This is a genomic window from Winogradskyella sp. 4-2091 (genome assembly GCF_045765065.1).
In the GTDB taxonomy this organism is placed as follows: domain Bacteria; phylum Bacteroidota; class Bacteroidia; order Flavobacteriales; family Flavobacteriaceae; genus Winogradskyella.
This window is the reverse complement of sequence record NZ_JBJKOD010000006.1, coordinates 189,769-204,974: the sequence shown is the minus strand read 5'-3', so window position 1 is coordinate 204,974 and position 15,206 is coordinate 189,769. Positions and strand designations below refer to the sequence as shown.

Below are 15,206 nucleotides of genomic sequence, written 5' to 3'. Positions count from 1 at the left end.
TTTTCAGAACACATTCTTTTACAAGAATCTTTAAACAACACAGAAACTTTTTATATTTAAAACAGACGTCAGTCAAGTATCAGTTTTTTAAAAAACTACAAATCTTAATTATTAACTGGTTTAAAAATGCACAATACATAATGTTATCATTAAAAGCAGCTCTAGCAAAACCATTTGCAAAACGTGTTTATAAATCCATTAAAAAATGGTCTTCAAAACCTGTTGAAACACAGCAAAAAGTATTTGAAAATTTAATTGGAGAAGCAAAGCATACCGCTTTTGGGAAAGATCATAATTTTAGTTCAATTTCTTCTTTTAAAGATTTTCAAAACAATGTTCCAGTAAGAGATTACGAAGAATTAAAACCATACGTAGAGCGTGTAGTTGCCGGTGAAGAAGATATCCTATGGAAAGGGAAGCCCATTTACTTTGCAAAAACCTCTGGGACGACCTCTGGTGCAAAATATATTCCTATTACCAAGGAAAGCATGCCTACACATGTAAATGCTGCTAGAAACGCTATATTAATGTATATTCATGAAACAGGTAATGCAAAATTTGTAGATGGTAAAATGATATTTCTTCAAGGAAGTCCAATTTTAGAGGAGAAACATGGAATTAAACTTGGAAGATTATCTGGTATTGTAGCGCATTATGTGCCAAAATATCTTCAAAAAAATAGAATGCCAAGCTTAGAGACCAATTGTATTGAGGATTGGGAAACCAAGGTAGATGCTATTGTAGAGGAAACCATAAATGAAGATATGAGTATCATTTCTGGAATTCCATCATGGGTACAAATGTATTTTGAAAAATTGATTGAGAAGTCGGGTAAAAACGTTGGCGACCTTTTTAAGAATTTCAATCTTTTCATATTTGGAGGCGTAAACTATGAGCCCTACAGAGCAAAATTCGAAAACTTAATAGGACGAAAAGTAGATAGTATAGAATTGTATCCTGCGAGTGAAGGGTTTTTTGCATTTCAAGATAAACAAAATGAAAAAGGCATGTTACTTCAGTTAGATTCAGGAATTTTTTATGAATTTATAGAAGCAGAACACTTTTTTGAAAACAACCCAAAACGTATCACTATTGCAGATGTAAAGTTAAGCGTAAATTATGTTATGATTATTTCTACAACAGCTGGTCTTTGGGCATACAATATTGGAGACACTATTCAGTTTACATCACTAAAACCATATAGAGTGATTGTAAGTGGAAGAATAAAACATTTTATTTCGGCTTTTGGGGAACATGTTATAGGAAAAGAAGTAGAACAGGCTTTAAAAGAAGCCACAGAAAACACCTCAATTTCGGTAAACGAATTTACCGTTGCACCACAAATTAACCCTAAAGAAGGCTTGCCATATCATGAGTGGTTAATAGAATTTGAAAACGAACCAGAAAATGAACCGCAATTAATAGAAGCTTTAGAAACGTCATTAAAACAACAAAATTCGTATTATCTAGATTTAATAGACGGGAAAGTTTTAAGGCCTTTAAAGATTACAAAAATTAAAAAAGATGGATTTCAAACTTATATGAAATCAATAGGAAAATTGGGAGGACAAAATAAAATACCAAGACTCTCTAACGACCGAAAAATTGCAGACCATCTACACCAATTTAATCTGACTAAATAAACCTATATTTGTGTGTTAAAATAGCTTAATAATATGAAGAAAAAACACGAAAGAACCAGAGCACAAGAAAGCTCTAGCGCCATAGAACGAATGTATATAACTATGCGTCATCTTTTTAATCGTGGTTTCTATAAACCCATGGGAGTTTCTGGAGAAACATTACGTGAAGCGTTATTGCTTTTACGTCCAGAAATTTATGGTTCTATAGGAGAAGAAAAGGCAGAGTTAGAAGGCTTACTTTATGTTGTAGACCGTTTACCTCATGGTATTGAAGAGTGCACATTTATTAATCTTACGAGTGATGAAGGTTATGCAAATTCGCATTTTAAAGCTATAATTCCACCTAAAAGAAGGAGAAATTGTTATCGAATAGACGATGAGCAAATGAATATTGAAATTACAAGAGGTCGTTCTGAGATTTATGATATTTTAACCCACTTAACCTTCTTGTTTGTAGAATCTCATAAAATTAGCAAGCGTGTTTTAATTGATGAAGAAGGGACTACAGTAAGAGATTGGAAAAAGTTAGAAAGTGCTGTAACGTCAACTAAAAAACTAACTCAAAAAGAACGCGAAATTGCAATAACACATACAGCTAATATTCTTGGTAGAACGTTTAATGAATTAACGGAAGCTTATCCAAAATTTGCCACAGATACGCAACCTGAGCGTTTACTTCAAATAGTGTACTGGTTAGGTAAATTAGCCATTGAAGAAACGGTAAATAACAACAAACGAACTATTACTTTTAGTCCTGTTTTAAGAGAACGTTTAGGGCATCATATACATGGAGAAGCTTGGGCAGACACCATTAAATCTGAATTACATAAAAATGATTTGTTAGAGCGACCAATTCATATTATTAGTGCAAATATGCACAGTGTAATGAATTCATTATTTGCAAAAGGCACATTAAAAGGTGCAGACGCAAAAAAGGATATTTTTGATACCTATGAAGATTTAAGTAACTCAAAAAATTCAGCATTACGCAATAAAGTAGAGAAATCAGCGTTGCAAAATGGGATGATTCAGATAAAGGATACGTCTGGAACTAATATTGACATTCAGATTTTTGATACAGATAAGATTGATTTTTCAAAATCAGAATTTAAATATTTAGAAGAGAAGGTAGAAGATAAAGCTGTAATTTTTGTGATGGATTATGCTTTTGGAGAACAAGCTTATGAAACCTTAGATGAGTTTTTAAAACCAATGAAGGTTGATGGTAAAAAGGTGCATTTAGATGTGAAATCTATTTCAATAATGGGTAAAGCCGGAATCTTAGAAGGAGGAAAGGGAGACGTTATGATACCTACTGCTCATATTTTTGAGGGAACAGCTGACAATTATCCATTTAAAAATGAATTGAGCAAAGATGATTTATTAGATTGTGGTGTATCAGTTTATGAAGGAACAATGGTTACTGTTTTAGGAACTTCACTTCAAAACAAAGAAATCTTGAAATTCTTTAAGAATTCTACATGGAATGTTATTGGATTAGAGATGGAAGGAGCGCATTATCAAAAAGCAATACAAGCAGCATCTCGAGTTAGAGGTAGTATTAATGAAGACGTGAAGGTAAGATATGCGTATTATGCTTCAGATAATCCTTTAGAAACAGGAAGCACATTAGCATCTGGAGGTTTAGGAACATCAGGTGTAAAACCAACATACGTGATTACAAAGAAGATATTAGAACAAATATTTAATTCATAACACATGAGTGAAAAATTACCACAACAACCACAAAGCGAAGAGGTTGATTTAGGGCAATTATTTAATGCTATTGGCAAATTATTTGAGAAATTATTTGCTTTTATTGGTCGCATATTTAAAGGCATTTTCTCAGCAATTATCTATGCCATCAAGCCTTTGGTAGTACATTTTAAAATCGTTGCAGCTGCGCTTGTTATTACTGCGATATTAGGATATGTTTTGCAAAAATCAGGTGAGCCAATATATTACTCTGAAATGATTGTAAAGCCAAATTTTGATTCTAAATATCAGTTAGCTACAAATATTAATTATTTTAATGAATTAATAACGTCTAAGAACCATACTGAGTTATCACAAATTTTTGAAATAGAACAAAATGATGCTAGTCAGCTTGTGAGTTTTGAGCTGAAGGCAGGACCAGAAACTCAAAATGACTTGTTTATTGAATATGATGAATATGTTATGTCTATAGATACATCTTTAGTTGATGAACTCAATTATAAGGATTATTTAGAGAAAAGGGACCTTATGTCTGGTAGAGTGTTTACAATAACCGCAAAATCTAACAAAATTGATGTTTTTTCGCTTTTAAATGAGGGTTTTAAAAATACTTTTATTAATAATTATTCTGAGCACCAAAAGAAAGTTAGAGATACTTTGGCTTATATAGAGCGAAAGTCACTGAATATGCAATTAGATCGATTAGACAGCATTCAAAAAACGTATTTAGAAGCTATTAAAAACGATTCTAAAAATCCAAAATTTTCATTAGAAGTTGGTAGCGCATTACCAGTTCAAGAGGAGAAAACGGCAACAAAAGAATATGATTTATTTTTAAAAGAACAGGAAATTAGAAGAAACCTAAACAAGTTGAACCTTATGGTAGCAGAAGAGAATACATACTATGATGTATTATCATCTTTTGATAAAATTGGAAAAAAAGACAAAAGTATAGGGCAACGTTATGTGTTATTATTTCCGGTTTTAACTTTAGTACTTATGCTATTAGTCTTTTTAGGATTGAAAGCGTTCAATTACATAAAAAACTATGAATAAAAATTTGTAGCTATTTTATTCTTAATTAGTTTATGGCAATTTCTAAACGGATAGAGATGCAAAGTTTAATTCATTTTCATAAAAATTAGTGAAGTACTTTAATTTAGTAGTTGAATGGTAGTAAAGGAGACAAAATTAAAAGGCTGTTTTATTATTCAGCCTAACATTTTTAAAGATAAACGAGGTTATTTTATAGAGTCATTTAATCAAGAGGCGTTTAATGCTAAATTAAATTTAGACATAATATTTGTACAAGATAATGAATCACAATCCTCTAAAGGCGTTTTAAGAGGTTTACACTATCAAAAAGGCGAGTACAGTCAGGCTAAATTAGTTAGGGTTATTAAAGGGCGTGTATGGGACGTTGTGGTTGATATGAGAAGAGAGTCAGACACCTTTGGAGAGCATTTTTCTATTGAGTTAACGGAAGAGAATAAAACGCAATTATTTATTCCAAAAGGATTTGCTCACGGATTTATAGTATTAGAGGATAATACTATTTTTAGCTATAAATGTGATGAGTTTTATAATAAAGATTCAGAAACTGGTATTATATACAATGATAAAGACTTAAACATTAATTGGTTTTTACCAGAGTCAGATTTTATTCTTTCAGAAAAGGATTTAATACTTCCGAACTTTAAAGATGCTGAAACATGTTAAAAGTTTTAATTACTGGTAAAGACGGCCAGTTAGCACAATGTGTAAAGAGTATATCACAACAACACCCTAGTCTTCAATTTATTTTTAAATCATCTTCTGAATTAGATATCACAAATTTTAAGTCAATAGAAGCTGCATTTAGTTTAAAACAGTTTGATTACTGCATTAATTGTGCAGCATATACCAATGTTGATAAAGCTGAATCGGAAAGCGCTTTAGCTCATAAAATAAATGTTACAGGAGCTAAGAATTTGGCTATAGCTTGCCATAAATATAATGTTACCCTCATTCACGTGTCCACTGATTTTGTGTTTGACGGAACTGCAACTGAGCCTTACTCTGAAGATTCAGCTACTAATCCATTAGGAATTTACGGTAAAACTAAACTGGAAGGTGAAACGGAAATCGCTAAAATTTTGAATAATCATTTTATAATTAGAACCTCTTGGTTGTATTCAGAATTTGGAAATAATTTCTTAAAAACTATGCTCAAATTTGGGAAAGAGCGTGAACAGATAAGTGTTGTTAGCGACCAAGTAGGAAGCCCAACATATGCTGTAGATTTAGCACATGTTATATTGAGATTAATTGAAAGTAAAAGTAAGTCTTATGGTCTTTATCACTATAGTAATAAAGGGGCAATAAGTTGGTATGAATTTGCTGGAGAAATCTTTAAACTAAGTAAATCTCCAATAATTTTAAACGAAATTGAAAGTAAAGATTATCCAACTAAAGCTGTGCGACCTAAGTATAGCGTGTTAGATACCATTAAAATAGAAAATAAAGAAAAATTAAAGATTCTAAACTGGAAAATTAGCTTAGAAACGGCCATTACTAATGTAAACCGTAGCACCAAATATTCATAGCGCTATTACGGTCGTTTAGTATTACAAACTATAGGTCAACTCATTTATAATAGTATTTTTGTAAAACCAATGTCTATCATAATTTTTTTAAGTTTAATACTGTCTACAATTCTTGCATGAAGAAGAAAAACCTTATCATTTTCGGAACACGTCCTGAAGCCATAAAAATGGCACCATTAGTGAAGACGTTCTTGAATTATTCTAATGACTTTGAAACTAAAGTGTGTATTACGGCACAGCATAGAGAAATGTTGGACCAAGTGTTAGATTTCTTTCAGATTATTCCAGATTATGACTTAGACTTAATGAAACCTAATCAAAACCTTTATAATTTAACAGCTGAGATTATAACTGGTTTAAAACCAATATTAGAAGAATTCAAACCAGATTTCGTATATGTTCATGGAGATACAACAACCACGATGTCTGCAAGTATTGCAGCGTTTTATTCTGGCGCAAAAGTATGTCATATAGAAGCGGGTTTAAGAACATTTAATAAACGCTCCCCTTTTCCTGAGGAAATTAATAGAAGTATTACTGGTCGAGTTTCAGATTATCATTTTGCACCAACTAAGACATCAAAAGATAATTTACTAAATGAAAATGTGAAAGAATCTCATGTTTTAGTTACAGGAAATACAGTTATTGACGCATTAGATTATAGCACTAGAACAGTTAATGCTGAATATTTTGAGGATATTGAAGTTGAGTATTTAAAAGCTAATTTAGACACAAATAAAAAATTAATTTTAGTAACTGGTCATAGACGAGAAAATCATGGTAAAGGATTTATTAATATCTGTGCAGCTTTAAAAGAAATAGCACAATTTCATAGTGATGTACAAATAATTTATCCGGTACATTTAAACCCAAATGTTCAGAAACCCGTTTTTGAGTTATTAAGTGATTGCGAAAATATAAAGTTAATTAAGCCGTTATCCTATCCTGCATTTGTGTGGTTAATGAACCATTCTTATTTAATAATTACAGACAGTGGAGGCGTTCAAGAGGAGGCTCCAAGTTTAGGCAAGCCTGTTTTGGTAATGAGGGACACAACAGAGCGACCAGAAGCAGTAGAAGCTGGCACTGTGTTATTAGTTGGCACTGATACAGATAAAATTGTTAATGAAGCTAATACACTTTTAACAGATACTGTTCGTTATGAGAAAATGAGTAGTCTTCATAATCCTTATGGAGATGGAAAAGCGTGTGAACGAATTGTTAAATTTATTTTGAACTTATAAAATGAATAAACCTGAAGTAGTAATGATGGGTTTGGGCTATATTGGTCTACCAACAGCAGCATTAATAGCACAAAATAACACTCGAGTACATGGTGTAGACATAAACCCTAGAATTGTCGAAATTATAAATGCAGGTAAAATACATATTATTGAACCAGATTTAGATACTGCAGTTGCAGATGCTGTTAAAAATGGATATTTAATAGCGAATACCAAACCTATTGAAGCTAATACCTATTTAATTGTTGTTCCTACACCATTTAAGGCTAAAAACAAGCCAGACATCTCATTTGTAGAGGCAGCAACCAAAGCTATTATTCCTTTATTAAAACCGGGAGACTTATATATTATCGAATCTACCTCACCTATAGGCACTACTGAGAAAATGATGAGGTTAATATACTCAGAACGCCCAGAGTTAAAAGAAAAGTTATTTCTAGCATATTGTCCAGAGCGTGTTTTACCTGGAAATGTAATGTATGAATTGGTAAATAATGATAGAGTTATAGGAGGTGTAAATGAAGCTTCTACTGATAAGGCAATTGATTTTTATAGACAATTTATAAAAGGAGATTTACACAAAACAAATGCACGTACAGCAGAAATGTGTAAACTCGTAGAAAATTCCTCTAGAGATGTACAAATAGCGTTTGCAAATGAGTTATCTTTAATATGTGATAAAGCAGACATTAATGTTTGGGAACTCATAGAATTAGCAAATAAACACCCAAGAGTAAATATTTTACAACCAGGTTGTGGTGTGGGAGGACATTGTATAGCAGTAGACCCTTATTTTATAGTATCTGATTACCCAGAAGAATCTAAGATTATTAGTAAAGCAAGAGAAATTAATAATTACAAGTCTCTATGGTGTGCCGAAAAAGTACAAACAGCTAAATTAGAGTTTGAAATAAAAAATGGATATAAACCCAAAATAGCACTCATGGGTTTAGCCTTTAAACCTAATATTGATGATTTAAGAGAATCTCCTGCTAAATATATTGCTCAAACAGTATTACAAAACTCGAACAATGAAATGTATTATATTGTTGAGCCCAATATAAAAAACCATAATGTTTTTAAATTAACTAATTATGAAGAAGCAGTGGAGAAAGCAGATATTATAGTGTTCTTAGTCGCGCATAAAGAGTTTTCAAAAATTAATATTAAACCAAATCAAATTATTTTAGATTTTTGTGGTGTTAGAAAATAAAAATTTTGAAAAAATATTTCTTTTATGGTAGTTCAATATTATTTAGCAGAGGTTTAGAATATTTAATTCTTCTAATAGCTCCATTTTACCTTACAAAAGAAAATTATGGAAGCTTAGAATTTTATAAAAAAATAATTGAGCTTGGTGCAGCAATGCTTACGTTTGGTTTGCCTACATTGATAATGACCTACCCAAAAAGTAATGAAAGCAAAAAATACTTTACCGTAATTTCATTATTGTTTATTACCACTTTAGCTGTATTGGTTACACCATTGCTTAGTATTTTTAACTATCTATTCCTATTAATACCTATTTACTTTCATTCTGTTTTTTTCAATAATGGTATTGTAGCTCCATTTATTTTAACTTACAAAGGCAGTAATTATGCTTCGCTATATAAATCGATCATATCTTTAGTATTTTACTCTACTGTACTAATTTCAATATTTTATTTTGACAAGCCCAACTTGGCATTTGTATATGTCAACTACTTATTGTTGCCTCTAATATTGGTTTACACCATATTTTTCATTTATAAAAACAAAATTGTTCTAAGGATTTTAAAAAAGTACTGGGTGCTTTTTAAAAAGCTTATTTTCAGCTCTTTAACTATAGTTGTGAGCAATTTTGCAAATATGATGTTTTTATATACTGATATATTAATTATAAAAATCCTTTCTAATTCTGCAGATGTAGAAATAGCAAATTATAGTTTTTCTTTAAACATAGCCAATGCTTTAATAATTATACCTTTAACCTTGGTTCAAGTTGATATAGAAAAGCTAAAAAAGAATTTAAAATATGCACGAACCCTTAGAGTTAAAATCTTTCGACTGGTATTAATAATGACCGTTGCTTTAGTCTTTATCTTTATCTTTTTAACGCATTTTTATTTTGAAGCCTATAGTTCGGTTCTTTATGTTTTTTTAATAATTTTAGGAGCTAAATTTATTCAAGCGTTATCAGTATCTTATGGCGCTGTAATTATTATAAGAAAATTGTTTTCACAGAACTTAGTAATTAACCTATTTGCATTATCATGCAATGTTGTTTTAAGCTATTTTTTATATAGCCAGATTGGGTTGATGGGTATAGCGGTTTCAAGTCTAGCAACCTTGCTCATTAGATTTGTATTATTACTTAAGCTTAACAATAAGGTGTGATTTAAAATTATATGAAGTTAAAACTGAAATACCTATATGATTTTATAATACTGTTACCAATCATAATGGTTTTTGTAGGCGAAATTATAGCTTATTTATATCCTAATTTATCTTCTCCAATTAAGGTCTTAACGTGTTTAGTTTTAACCTGTCCTGTCTGGTTAAAAATTAGAATACCTAATAAATTAGCATTAGCAGTATTCATTTTTTTGTTTTTTTTTGTAATAGCCTTCACAAGATCATTCAACTATAATGCAGCTTTAGAAGACGGTATTAGATATTTTTTTCCTATTGCAGTACTTTTATATGGTTATTATAATAAACACAAGCTGAAACTTTTTGTTGGGTTTATTATTGTCTTTACTTTAATTAATTTTATTGCACAATTTAAAAATTATTATCATTTTTATATTGATCCACAGCGACAATGGTTCTATGCAAGGTATTTCATAGAGAGTCAAAACAGAACAGTTTACTGGTCACCAAAAACATTTGGTGTTCTTAGAGCGACTGGTTTAGTAATCTTTTTTGGCGCATACGGTATTCTAAATTTTATTGCGTTTTGGCTAACATATTATTACTATTATGGTAAGTACCGAAAAACTTGTTTAACCATTTTTACAATAGGTGTATTTATTAGTACTTCGTTTAAAACAATAGGTTTTTTTATAATCACGCTTGCAATTAAGTATTATAAGAAGTTAAAATACTTATTGATATTACCTTTTATATTATTAAGCCTTTATATCATAGTAGGAAATGAGATACGTACATCAATCGAAAAATCAATAGAGGTAAGGTTAAAACTATACATAACAGAAGGAAATTCAGCAAGGTCAGAATCCTATAGAGCTATGTTCAATGAGTTTAAGGACTTTAACTTATTAGGAAAGGGAATAGGTGTTTTTGGAGGCCCAGCATCAACAAAATACAATTCTCCATATTATGAAGAAATTGATTTTAATTGGTACGATACCGGTTTTTTAGCTACTACAGATACTTATTATCCGCACTTATTTGTTGAATTAGGAATTTTAGGTGGTTTAGCCTATATGTTAGTTCTTTTATCACCATTTATATTAAAAAAAATAAATTATGGTAAACTAAAGATTTTGTGTATTATTTGTGGGATGTTATTTTTTGATGGCTTATTTTCGTTTTCAATAAATAACCTTGTAATGCTTACTATGACAATATTATTTGTTTATCCAATAATTGAGAGTTCTTTTGTAAAGATTAAATAAAATAGTTGATATTAGAGAATATAACTAAAAAGTTTTATTCTAAAAATGCAGTAGCGGTTATGGTTATACATAATTAAGAAATAAAATATTTATATGAAAGCAGTACTATTAGCTGGTGGTTTTGGGACTAGATTAAGTGAGGAAACGCAAAATATTCCTAAACCAATGGTAACAATTGGTAGTAAGCCTATTTTATGGCACATAATGAAAACGTATTCAAGTTATGGTATTAACGATTTCATTATATTATTGGGTTATAAAGGCTATGTGATTAAAGAGTATTTTGCAAATTATTTCTTACATCAAAGTGATGTTACAATTGATTTAAAAAATAATAATATTGAAATATTAAACAATTCAGCTGAGCCTTGGAAAGTAACTTTAATCGATACAGGGTTGCATACGATGACAGGAGGCAGAATAAAAAGAATTCAAAATTTAATTAACGGTGAAAGATTTATGCTGACCTATGGAGATGGTGTTGCAGATATCAATATTGATGAGCTTTTAAAAACACACATCGATCACGGCAAGACAATAACAATGACAGCCGTTCAACCAGAAGGAAGGTTTGGTTCCTTAAAAATTGTTGGAAATCAAAAAGTAGCTTCTTTCGAAGAAAAACCCAAAGGTGATGGCACATGGATAAATGGAGGTTATTTTGTTTGTGAACCCAATGTTTTCGATTATATAACTGAAGGAGATAAAACCGTTTTTGAGAAAACGCCTTTAGAAAATTTAGCAAAAGAAGGAGAGCTTTATTCATACAAGCATTTTGGTTTTTGGAAACCAATGGATACATTAAGAGATAATAAAGTTTTAAATGAATTATGGGATAATAATAATGCCAAATGGAAAATATGGAAATAGAATCATTATTTGGTGGCATATATAAAGACAGAGTTTGTTTAGTTACAGGTGACACGGGTTTTAAAGGCACTTGGCTGGTGTATTGGCTTAACAAAATGGGAGCAAAGGTTATTGGATACGCTCTAGAACCTGTGACGGAACCTAGTCATTATAATTTATTAGAAAAAAATTACACCTCAATTATTGGCAATCTAGCGGATTTTGAAAAGTTAAATAAAGTATTTAAAAAATATCAACCCGAAATAATTTTTCATCTAGCAGCTCAAGCTTTAGTTAGGTATTCTTACGACAATCCAACAGAAACATTTAATACCAATATTATGGGTACAGTAAATGTTTTTGAAGCTTCAAAAAACACAAAATCTGTAAAGGCTATTGTAAATGTAACTAGTGATAAATGTTACGATAATAAAGAATGGATTTGGGGATATAGAGAAAATGATGCTATGGGTGGTTATGACCCTTATAGTGCATCAAAAGGATGTGCAGAGATTATAACTACATCTTATCAAAAATCATTCTTTAATGGAAATGAAAAGTTGCTTGCAAGTGGAAGAGCAGGCAATGTTATTGGAGGAGGAGATTGGTCTGCAGATAGATTAATACCAGACATAATTAAGTCAGCTGAAAAGGGTACAGAAGTAGAAATAAGAAATCCCCTAGCAACTAGACCATGGCAACATGTTTTAGAGCCATTGAGTGGTTATTTGGTATTAGGCTGGAATTTATTATTAGGTAAAAAAGAATACGCCGGAGGTTGGAATTTTGGGCCAGATTTAAATAATAATCTCAAAGTAAATGAAGTGGTAAAAGAAGCTGAAAAACATTGGAAAAAAATAAAATTTAGGATTGGTACAGATAAAAACATGCACCATGAAGCTAATTTGTTAATGTTAGACTGTTCTAAAGCCAACAAAAAACTTAAATGGAACTCCGTTTGGGATTTTGATATTACCATTGAGAAAACAATCTTATGGTATAAAGATTTTATTGAAAATGATCAAATAAATACTGAAAACGATTTGATTAGTTTTATAGAGAATGCAAAAAATAAGAATGCAATTTGGACTTAAAAAACTTAAAGGATAAAAAAATTATAGTAACTGGTGGACAGGGTTTTTTAGGATACTTATTACTTGAAAAACTTTATTTATTAGGTGCTCAAGTCTTTTCATTTGATATTACATTACAAGAGCAGAACCATATTAAGCATATAGATATAGATATTACCAATTTTGACAATTTAAAAGAAGAAATAAATAAAATTCAACCCAATTTTATATTTCACTTAGCAGCCAAGTTAGATAGAAATAGAGACTTTGATAATATTAACAATATTTCTGCTGTTAATTATAGTGGGACTTTAAATTTGTTAAGAGCATTAAAAGACGTCAGTTTTACTAATTTTATTTTTACAAGCACTAGTGAGGTATATGGTCTGAGCACATCAGAACCGTATCTAGAAACGGATGAAGTAATTGCTGCTTCTCCTTATTCTTTATCTAAATTAAATGCTGAGAACGCAATAAAAACCTATTCAAAAATCTATAATAAGAATTATACGATTTTACGACTATTTAATTTTTACGGAGAAGGAATGCCTAAAGGGTTTTTTATATCTGATTTAGTAGAAAAATTAAAAAATAATGAAGGTTTTGATATGACTTTAGGGGAACAAAAACGAGATTTTTTGGCAGTAGAAAGCGTTATTAATGCCTTAATATTGTCAACACAAAATGTTGCCCAAGGAAACACATACAATGTCTGTAGCGGAAAAGGTGTTAAAATCAGGGATTTAGCAAAGAAATTTAAATTAAATTTAAAAAGTAATTCTGTAATAAATTTTGGAAAATTACCTTATCGAAAGAATGAAATTTGGGAAATGATTGGAGATAATAATAAGATTAAAAAGGAATTAGGTTGGACCCCAAAAGAACTTTTTAAATGAGCAAAACTCAAAAGAAAACTAAAATAATTTTAGGACCATTTAAAAAAGATAATCATGGTTCCATATCGCTTTTAAATACTGTTTTTAAGAATAATTTAGATGCGAATTATGAAGTCATTCGTTTTTTTACAGACAGAAATAAAGGAAAGACGAGTTTATCAAAGTTAAATTTTTATAACATAGTATATTTTTTAAAACAACAACTAGACCTTATTCGTTTAGTTAGAAAGCTTCACCCTCAAATTTTTCATTTTTCCATACATTCTTTTTGGAGCATGGAGAAAAGTTTGGTAATGATAGCTATCGCCAAATTATTTGGAACAGAAAAAACTATAGCTCATTTACACGGTGGGTCATTCGAAAGCTTTTGGATTAATATGAACCCAATTCGAAGAAAAATAGCAAGAATTATGTTTAAAAATGTAGACATGATTATTGTAGCTAGTACATATTGGAAATTTTTTTTTGAGGAGAATGGGTTTAAAAACCAAATAAAAATAGTTAATAATCCAATTGACGAAGAATTTGTTAAAGCAATTGAAAAAGTAAAAGGTACACATAGAAATTCAGATTTCTTGTTTGTAGGCAGTTTAGGTAAGAGAAAAGGGACCTATGATTTATTAAAGGTGGCTGAGCTCAATAAAGATTTCTCTCTTGTTTTAATTGGTAACAGCGAAGAAACAGGCGATTTTGAGAAAGTCTCTAATATTATTGAACAGCACAAACTATCAAACGTTAAACTAATTAGATCAGATAAGTTGTCATTAAAAGATAAAGTAAAGTATTTCTCAGAATCTGGTTGTTTTATTTTTCCTTCATATACAGAGAATTTCCCTTTGGTTATTATTGAAGCTGCAGCTGCTGGCATGCCTATTATTTCAACAAAAGTAGGCGCTGTGCCAGAGTTCTTTGGAAACAGAGAAAATATATTGTTTGTGGAGGCTGGTAATATTCAACTAATTAATGAAGCAATTATAACTTTAGAAAAGAACAAAGATTTTGGTATTGAATTAGGTAAAAATGCAAGAACAACATACGTAAATAAATTAGCCTTACCTTTAATTATTAATCAATTACATAACGCATATAAAACTCTATTAAACTAATGCTAAATGCTTACAAAATATACCGTCTAGCTCATGTTTTATATCGTTATAAAATCCCAATATTACCTCAGTTATTGAAGCTATGTGTTTTTCTTATTTATAATTCTAGTATACCTTATCAAGCAAAAATAGGTAAAGGGTCTCATTTTGGTTATGGAGGGATAGGTGTTGTTGTGCATAAAAAAGCAGTTATTGGTAATAATTGTCAAATAGGAACTAATGTTACTATTGGAGGACGATCTGGTCATCCAGAGGTTCCTGTTATAGGAAACCATGTTTACCTCGCAACAGGTTGTAAAATTCTTGGTCCAATTTGTATAGGACACAATGTAACAGTAGGTGCAAATGCTGTTGTTATAGATAATGTTCCAGATAATGCTATAGTCGTTGGTGTTCCTGCAAAAATTATACGTATCAAAGATGAAATTACCTAGCAACTTAACCTTATATCTAATCTTTTCTTTTCTCTTTTGC

General features: G+C 30.4%; 14 protein-coding genes. All 14 read left to right on the top strand.

The window, feature by feature from the left end; all coding sequences use genetic code 11:
• Window positions 1–140 precede the first annotated feature (140 nt).
• The 14 genes from ACJBCC_RS10260 (at window position 141) to ACJBCC_RS10195 (ending at window position 15,166) form a co-directional block, all read left to right on the top strand.
• On the top strand, window positions 141–1,643 hold the full coding sequence (locus ACJBCC_RS10260) for a GH3 auxin-responsive promoter family protein (protein WP_299098161.1): 1,503 nt from the start codon (window positions 141–143) through the stop codon (window positions 1,641–1,643).
• A 33-nt stretch (window positions 1,644–1,676) separates the two neighbouring features.
• A complete protein-coding gene (locus ACJBCC_RS10255) occupies window positions 1,677–3,359 on the top strand; it encodes a DUF6909 family protein (protein WP_299098160.1) in 1,683 nt (560 codons plus the stop codon).
• Window positions 3,360–3,362: 3 nt separating this feature from the next.
• Complete coding sequence (locus ACJBCC_RS10250; RefSeq protein ID WP_299098159.1) at window positions 3,363–4,415, top strand: hypothetical protein; 1,053 nt, start codon at window positions 3,363–3,365, stop codon at window positions 4,413–4,415.
• Between the two features lie 114 nt (window positions 4,416–4,529).
• Window positions 4,530–5,078 (top strand): dTDP-4-dehydrorhamnose 3,5-epimerase, encoded by a 549-nt coding sequence (gene rfbC, locus ACJBCC_RS10245; RefSeq protein ID WP_299098158.1) that lies wholly within the window; start codon window positions 4,530–4,532, stop codon window positions 5,076–5,078.
• Window positions 5,072–5,944 carry a dTDP-4-dehydrorhamnose reductase gene (gene rfbD, locus ACJBCC_RS10240; protein ID WP_299098157.1) on the top strand — a complete coding sequence of 291 codons (873 nt, stop codon included), beginning with the start codon at window positions 5,072–5,074 and terminating at the stop codon, window positions 5,942–5,944. Before rfbC ends, rfbD begins: the two co-directional genes overlap by 7 nt.
• A gap of 116 nt (window positions 5,945–6,060) precedes the next feature.
• Window positions 6,061–7,188: a non-hydrolyzing UDP-N-acetylglucosamine 2-epimerase gene (gene wecB / locus ACJBCC_RS10235; protein WP_299098156.1), complete on the top strand. Its 1,128-nt coding sequence runs from the start codon at window positions 6,061–6,063 to the stop codon at window positions 7,186–7,188.
• Window position 7,189: 1 nt separating this feature from the next.
• Window positions 7,190–8,401, top strand: a complete 1,212-nt coding sequence (wecC, locus tag ACJBCC_RS10230; protein ID WP_299098155.1) for a UDP-N-acetyl-D-mannosamine dehydrogenase — start codon at window positions 7,190–7,192, stop codon at window positions 8,399–8,401.
• Between the two features lie 5 nt (window positions 8,402–8,406).
• Complete coding sequence (locus ACJBCC_RS10225; protein ID WP_299098154.1) at window positions 8,407–9,564, top strand: oligosaccharide flippase family protein; 1,158 nt, start codon at window positions 8,407–8,409, stop codon at window positions 9,562–9,564.
• A gap of 11 nt (window positions 9,565–9,575) precedes the next feature.
• On the top strand, window positions 9,576–10,808 hold the full coding sequence (locus tag ACJBCC_RS10220) for a hypothetical protein (RefSeq protein ID WP_299098153.1): 1,233 nt from the start codon (window positions 9,576–9,578) through the stop codon (window positions 10,806–10,808).
• Window positions 10,809–10,901: 93 nt separating this feature from the next.
• Window positions 10,902–11,678 (top strand): glucose-1-phosphate cytidylyltransferase, encoded by a 777-nt coding sequence (gene rfbF / locus ACJBCC_RS10215; protein ID WP_299098152.1) that lies wholly within the window; start codon window positions 10,902–10,904, stop codon window positions 11,676–11,678.
• Window positions 11,669–12,751, top strand: coding sequence for a CDP-glucose 4,6-dehydratase (rfbG, locus tag ACJBCC_RS10210; RefSeq protein WP_299098151.1), 1,083 nt, complete (start codon window positions 11,669–11,671; stop codon window positions 12,749–12,751). The genes rfbF and rfbG overlap by 10 nt, the downstream gene beginning before the upstream one ends.
• Window positions 12,742–13,626: an NAD(P)-dependent oxidoreductase gene (locus ACJBCC_RS10205; RefSeq protein WP_299098150.1), complete on the top strand. Its 885-nt coding sequence runs from the start codon at window positions 12,742–12,744 to the stop codon at window positions 13,624–13,626. Before rfbG ends, ACJBCC_RS10205 begins: the two co-directional genes overlap by 10 nt.
• A complete protein-coding gene (locus ACJBCC_RS10200; RefSeq protein WP_299098149.1) occupies window positions 13,623–14,732 on the top strand; it encodes a glycosyltransferase family 4 protein in 1,110 nt (369 codons plus the stop codon). The genes ACJBCC_RS10205 and ACJBCC_RS10200 overlap by 4 nt, the downstream gene beginning before the upstream one ends.
• A complete protein-coding gene (locus ACJBCC_RS10195; RefSeq protein ID WP_299098148.1) occupies window positions 14,732–15,166 on the top strand; it encodes a serine O-acetyltransferase in 435 nt (144 codons plus the stop codon). Before ACJBCC_RS10200 ends, ACJBCC_RS10195 begins: the two co-directional genes overlap by 1 nt.
• Window positions 15,167–15,206: the final 40 nt, after the last annotated feature.

Excerpts from the sequence above, each read along its gene's own strand:
- ACJBCC_RS10260 (WP_299098161.1), top strand. The coding sequence starts at position 141 with ATGTTATCATTAAAAGCAGCTCTAGCAAAACCATTTGCAAAACGTGTT.
- ACJBCC_RS10255 (WP_299098160.1), top strand. The coding sequence starts at position 1,677 with ATGAAGAAAAAACACGAAAGAACCAGAGCACAAGAAAGCTCTAGCGCC.
- ACJBCC_RS10250 (WP_299098159.1), top strand. The coding sequence starts at position 3,363 with ATGAGTGAAAAATTACCACAACAACCACAAAGCGAAGAGGTTGATTTA.
- rfbC (WP_299098158.1), top strand. The coding sequence starts at position 4,530 with ATGGTAGTAAAGGAGACAAAATTAAAAGGCTGTTTTATTATTCAGCCT.
- rfbD (WP_299098157.1), top strand. The coding sequence starts at position 5,072 with ATGTTAAAAGTTTTAATTACTGGTAAAGACGGCCAGTTAGCACAATGT.
- wecB (WP_299098156.1), top strand. The coding sequence starts at position 6,061 with ATGAAGAAGAAAAACCTTATCATTTTCGGAACACGTCCTGAAGCCATA.
- wecC (WP_299098155.1), top strand. The coding sequence starts at position 7,190 with ATGAATAAACCTGAAGTAGTAATGATGGGTTTGGGCTATATTGGTCTA.
- ACJBCC_RS10220 (WP_299098153.1), top strand. The coding sequence starts at position 9,576 with ATGAAGTTAAAACTGAAATACCTATATGATTTTATAATACTGTTACCA.
- rfbF (WP_299098152.1), top strand. The coding sequence starts at position 10,902 with ATGAAAGCAGTACTATTAGCTGGTGGTTTTGGGACTAGATTAAGTGAG.
- rfbG (WP_299098151.1), top strand. The coding sequence starts at position 11,669 with ATGGAAATAGAATCATTATTTGGTGGCATATATAAAGACAGAGTTTGT.
- ACJBCC_RS10200 (WP_299098149.1), top strand. The coding sequence starts at position 13,623 with ATGAGCAAAACTCAAAAGAAAACTAAAATAATTTTAGGACCATTTAAA.
- ACJBCC_RS10195 (WP_299098148.1), top strand. The coding sequence starts at position 14,732 with ATGCTAAATGCTTACAAAATATACCGTCTAGCTCATGTTTTATATCGT.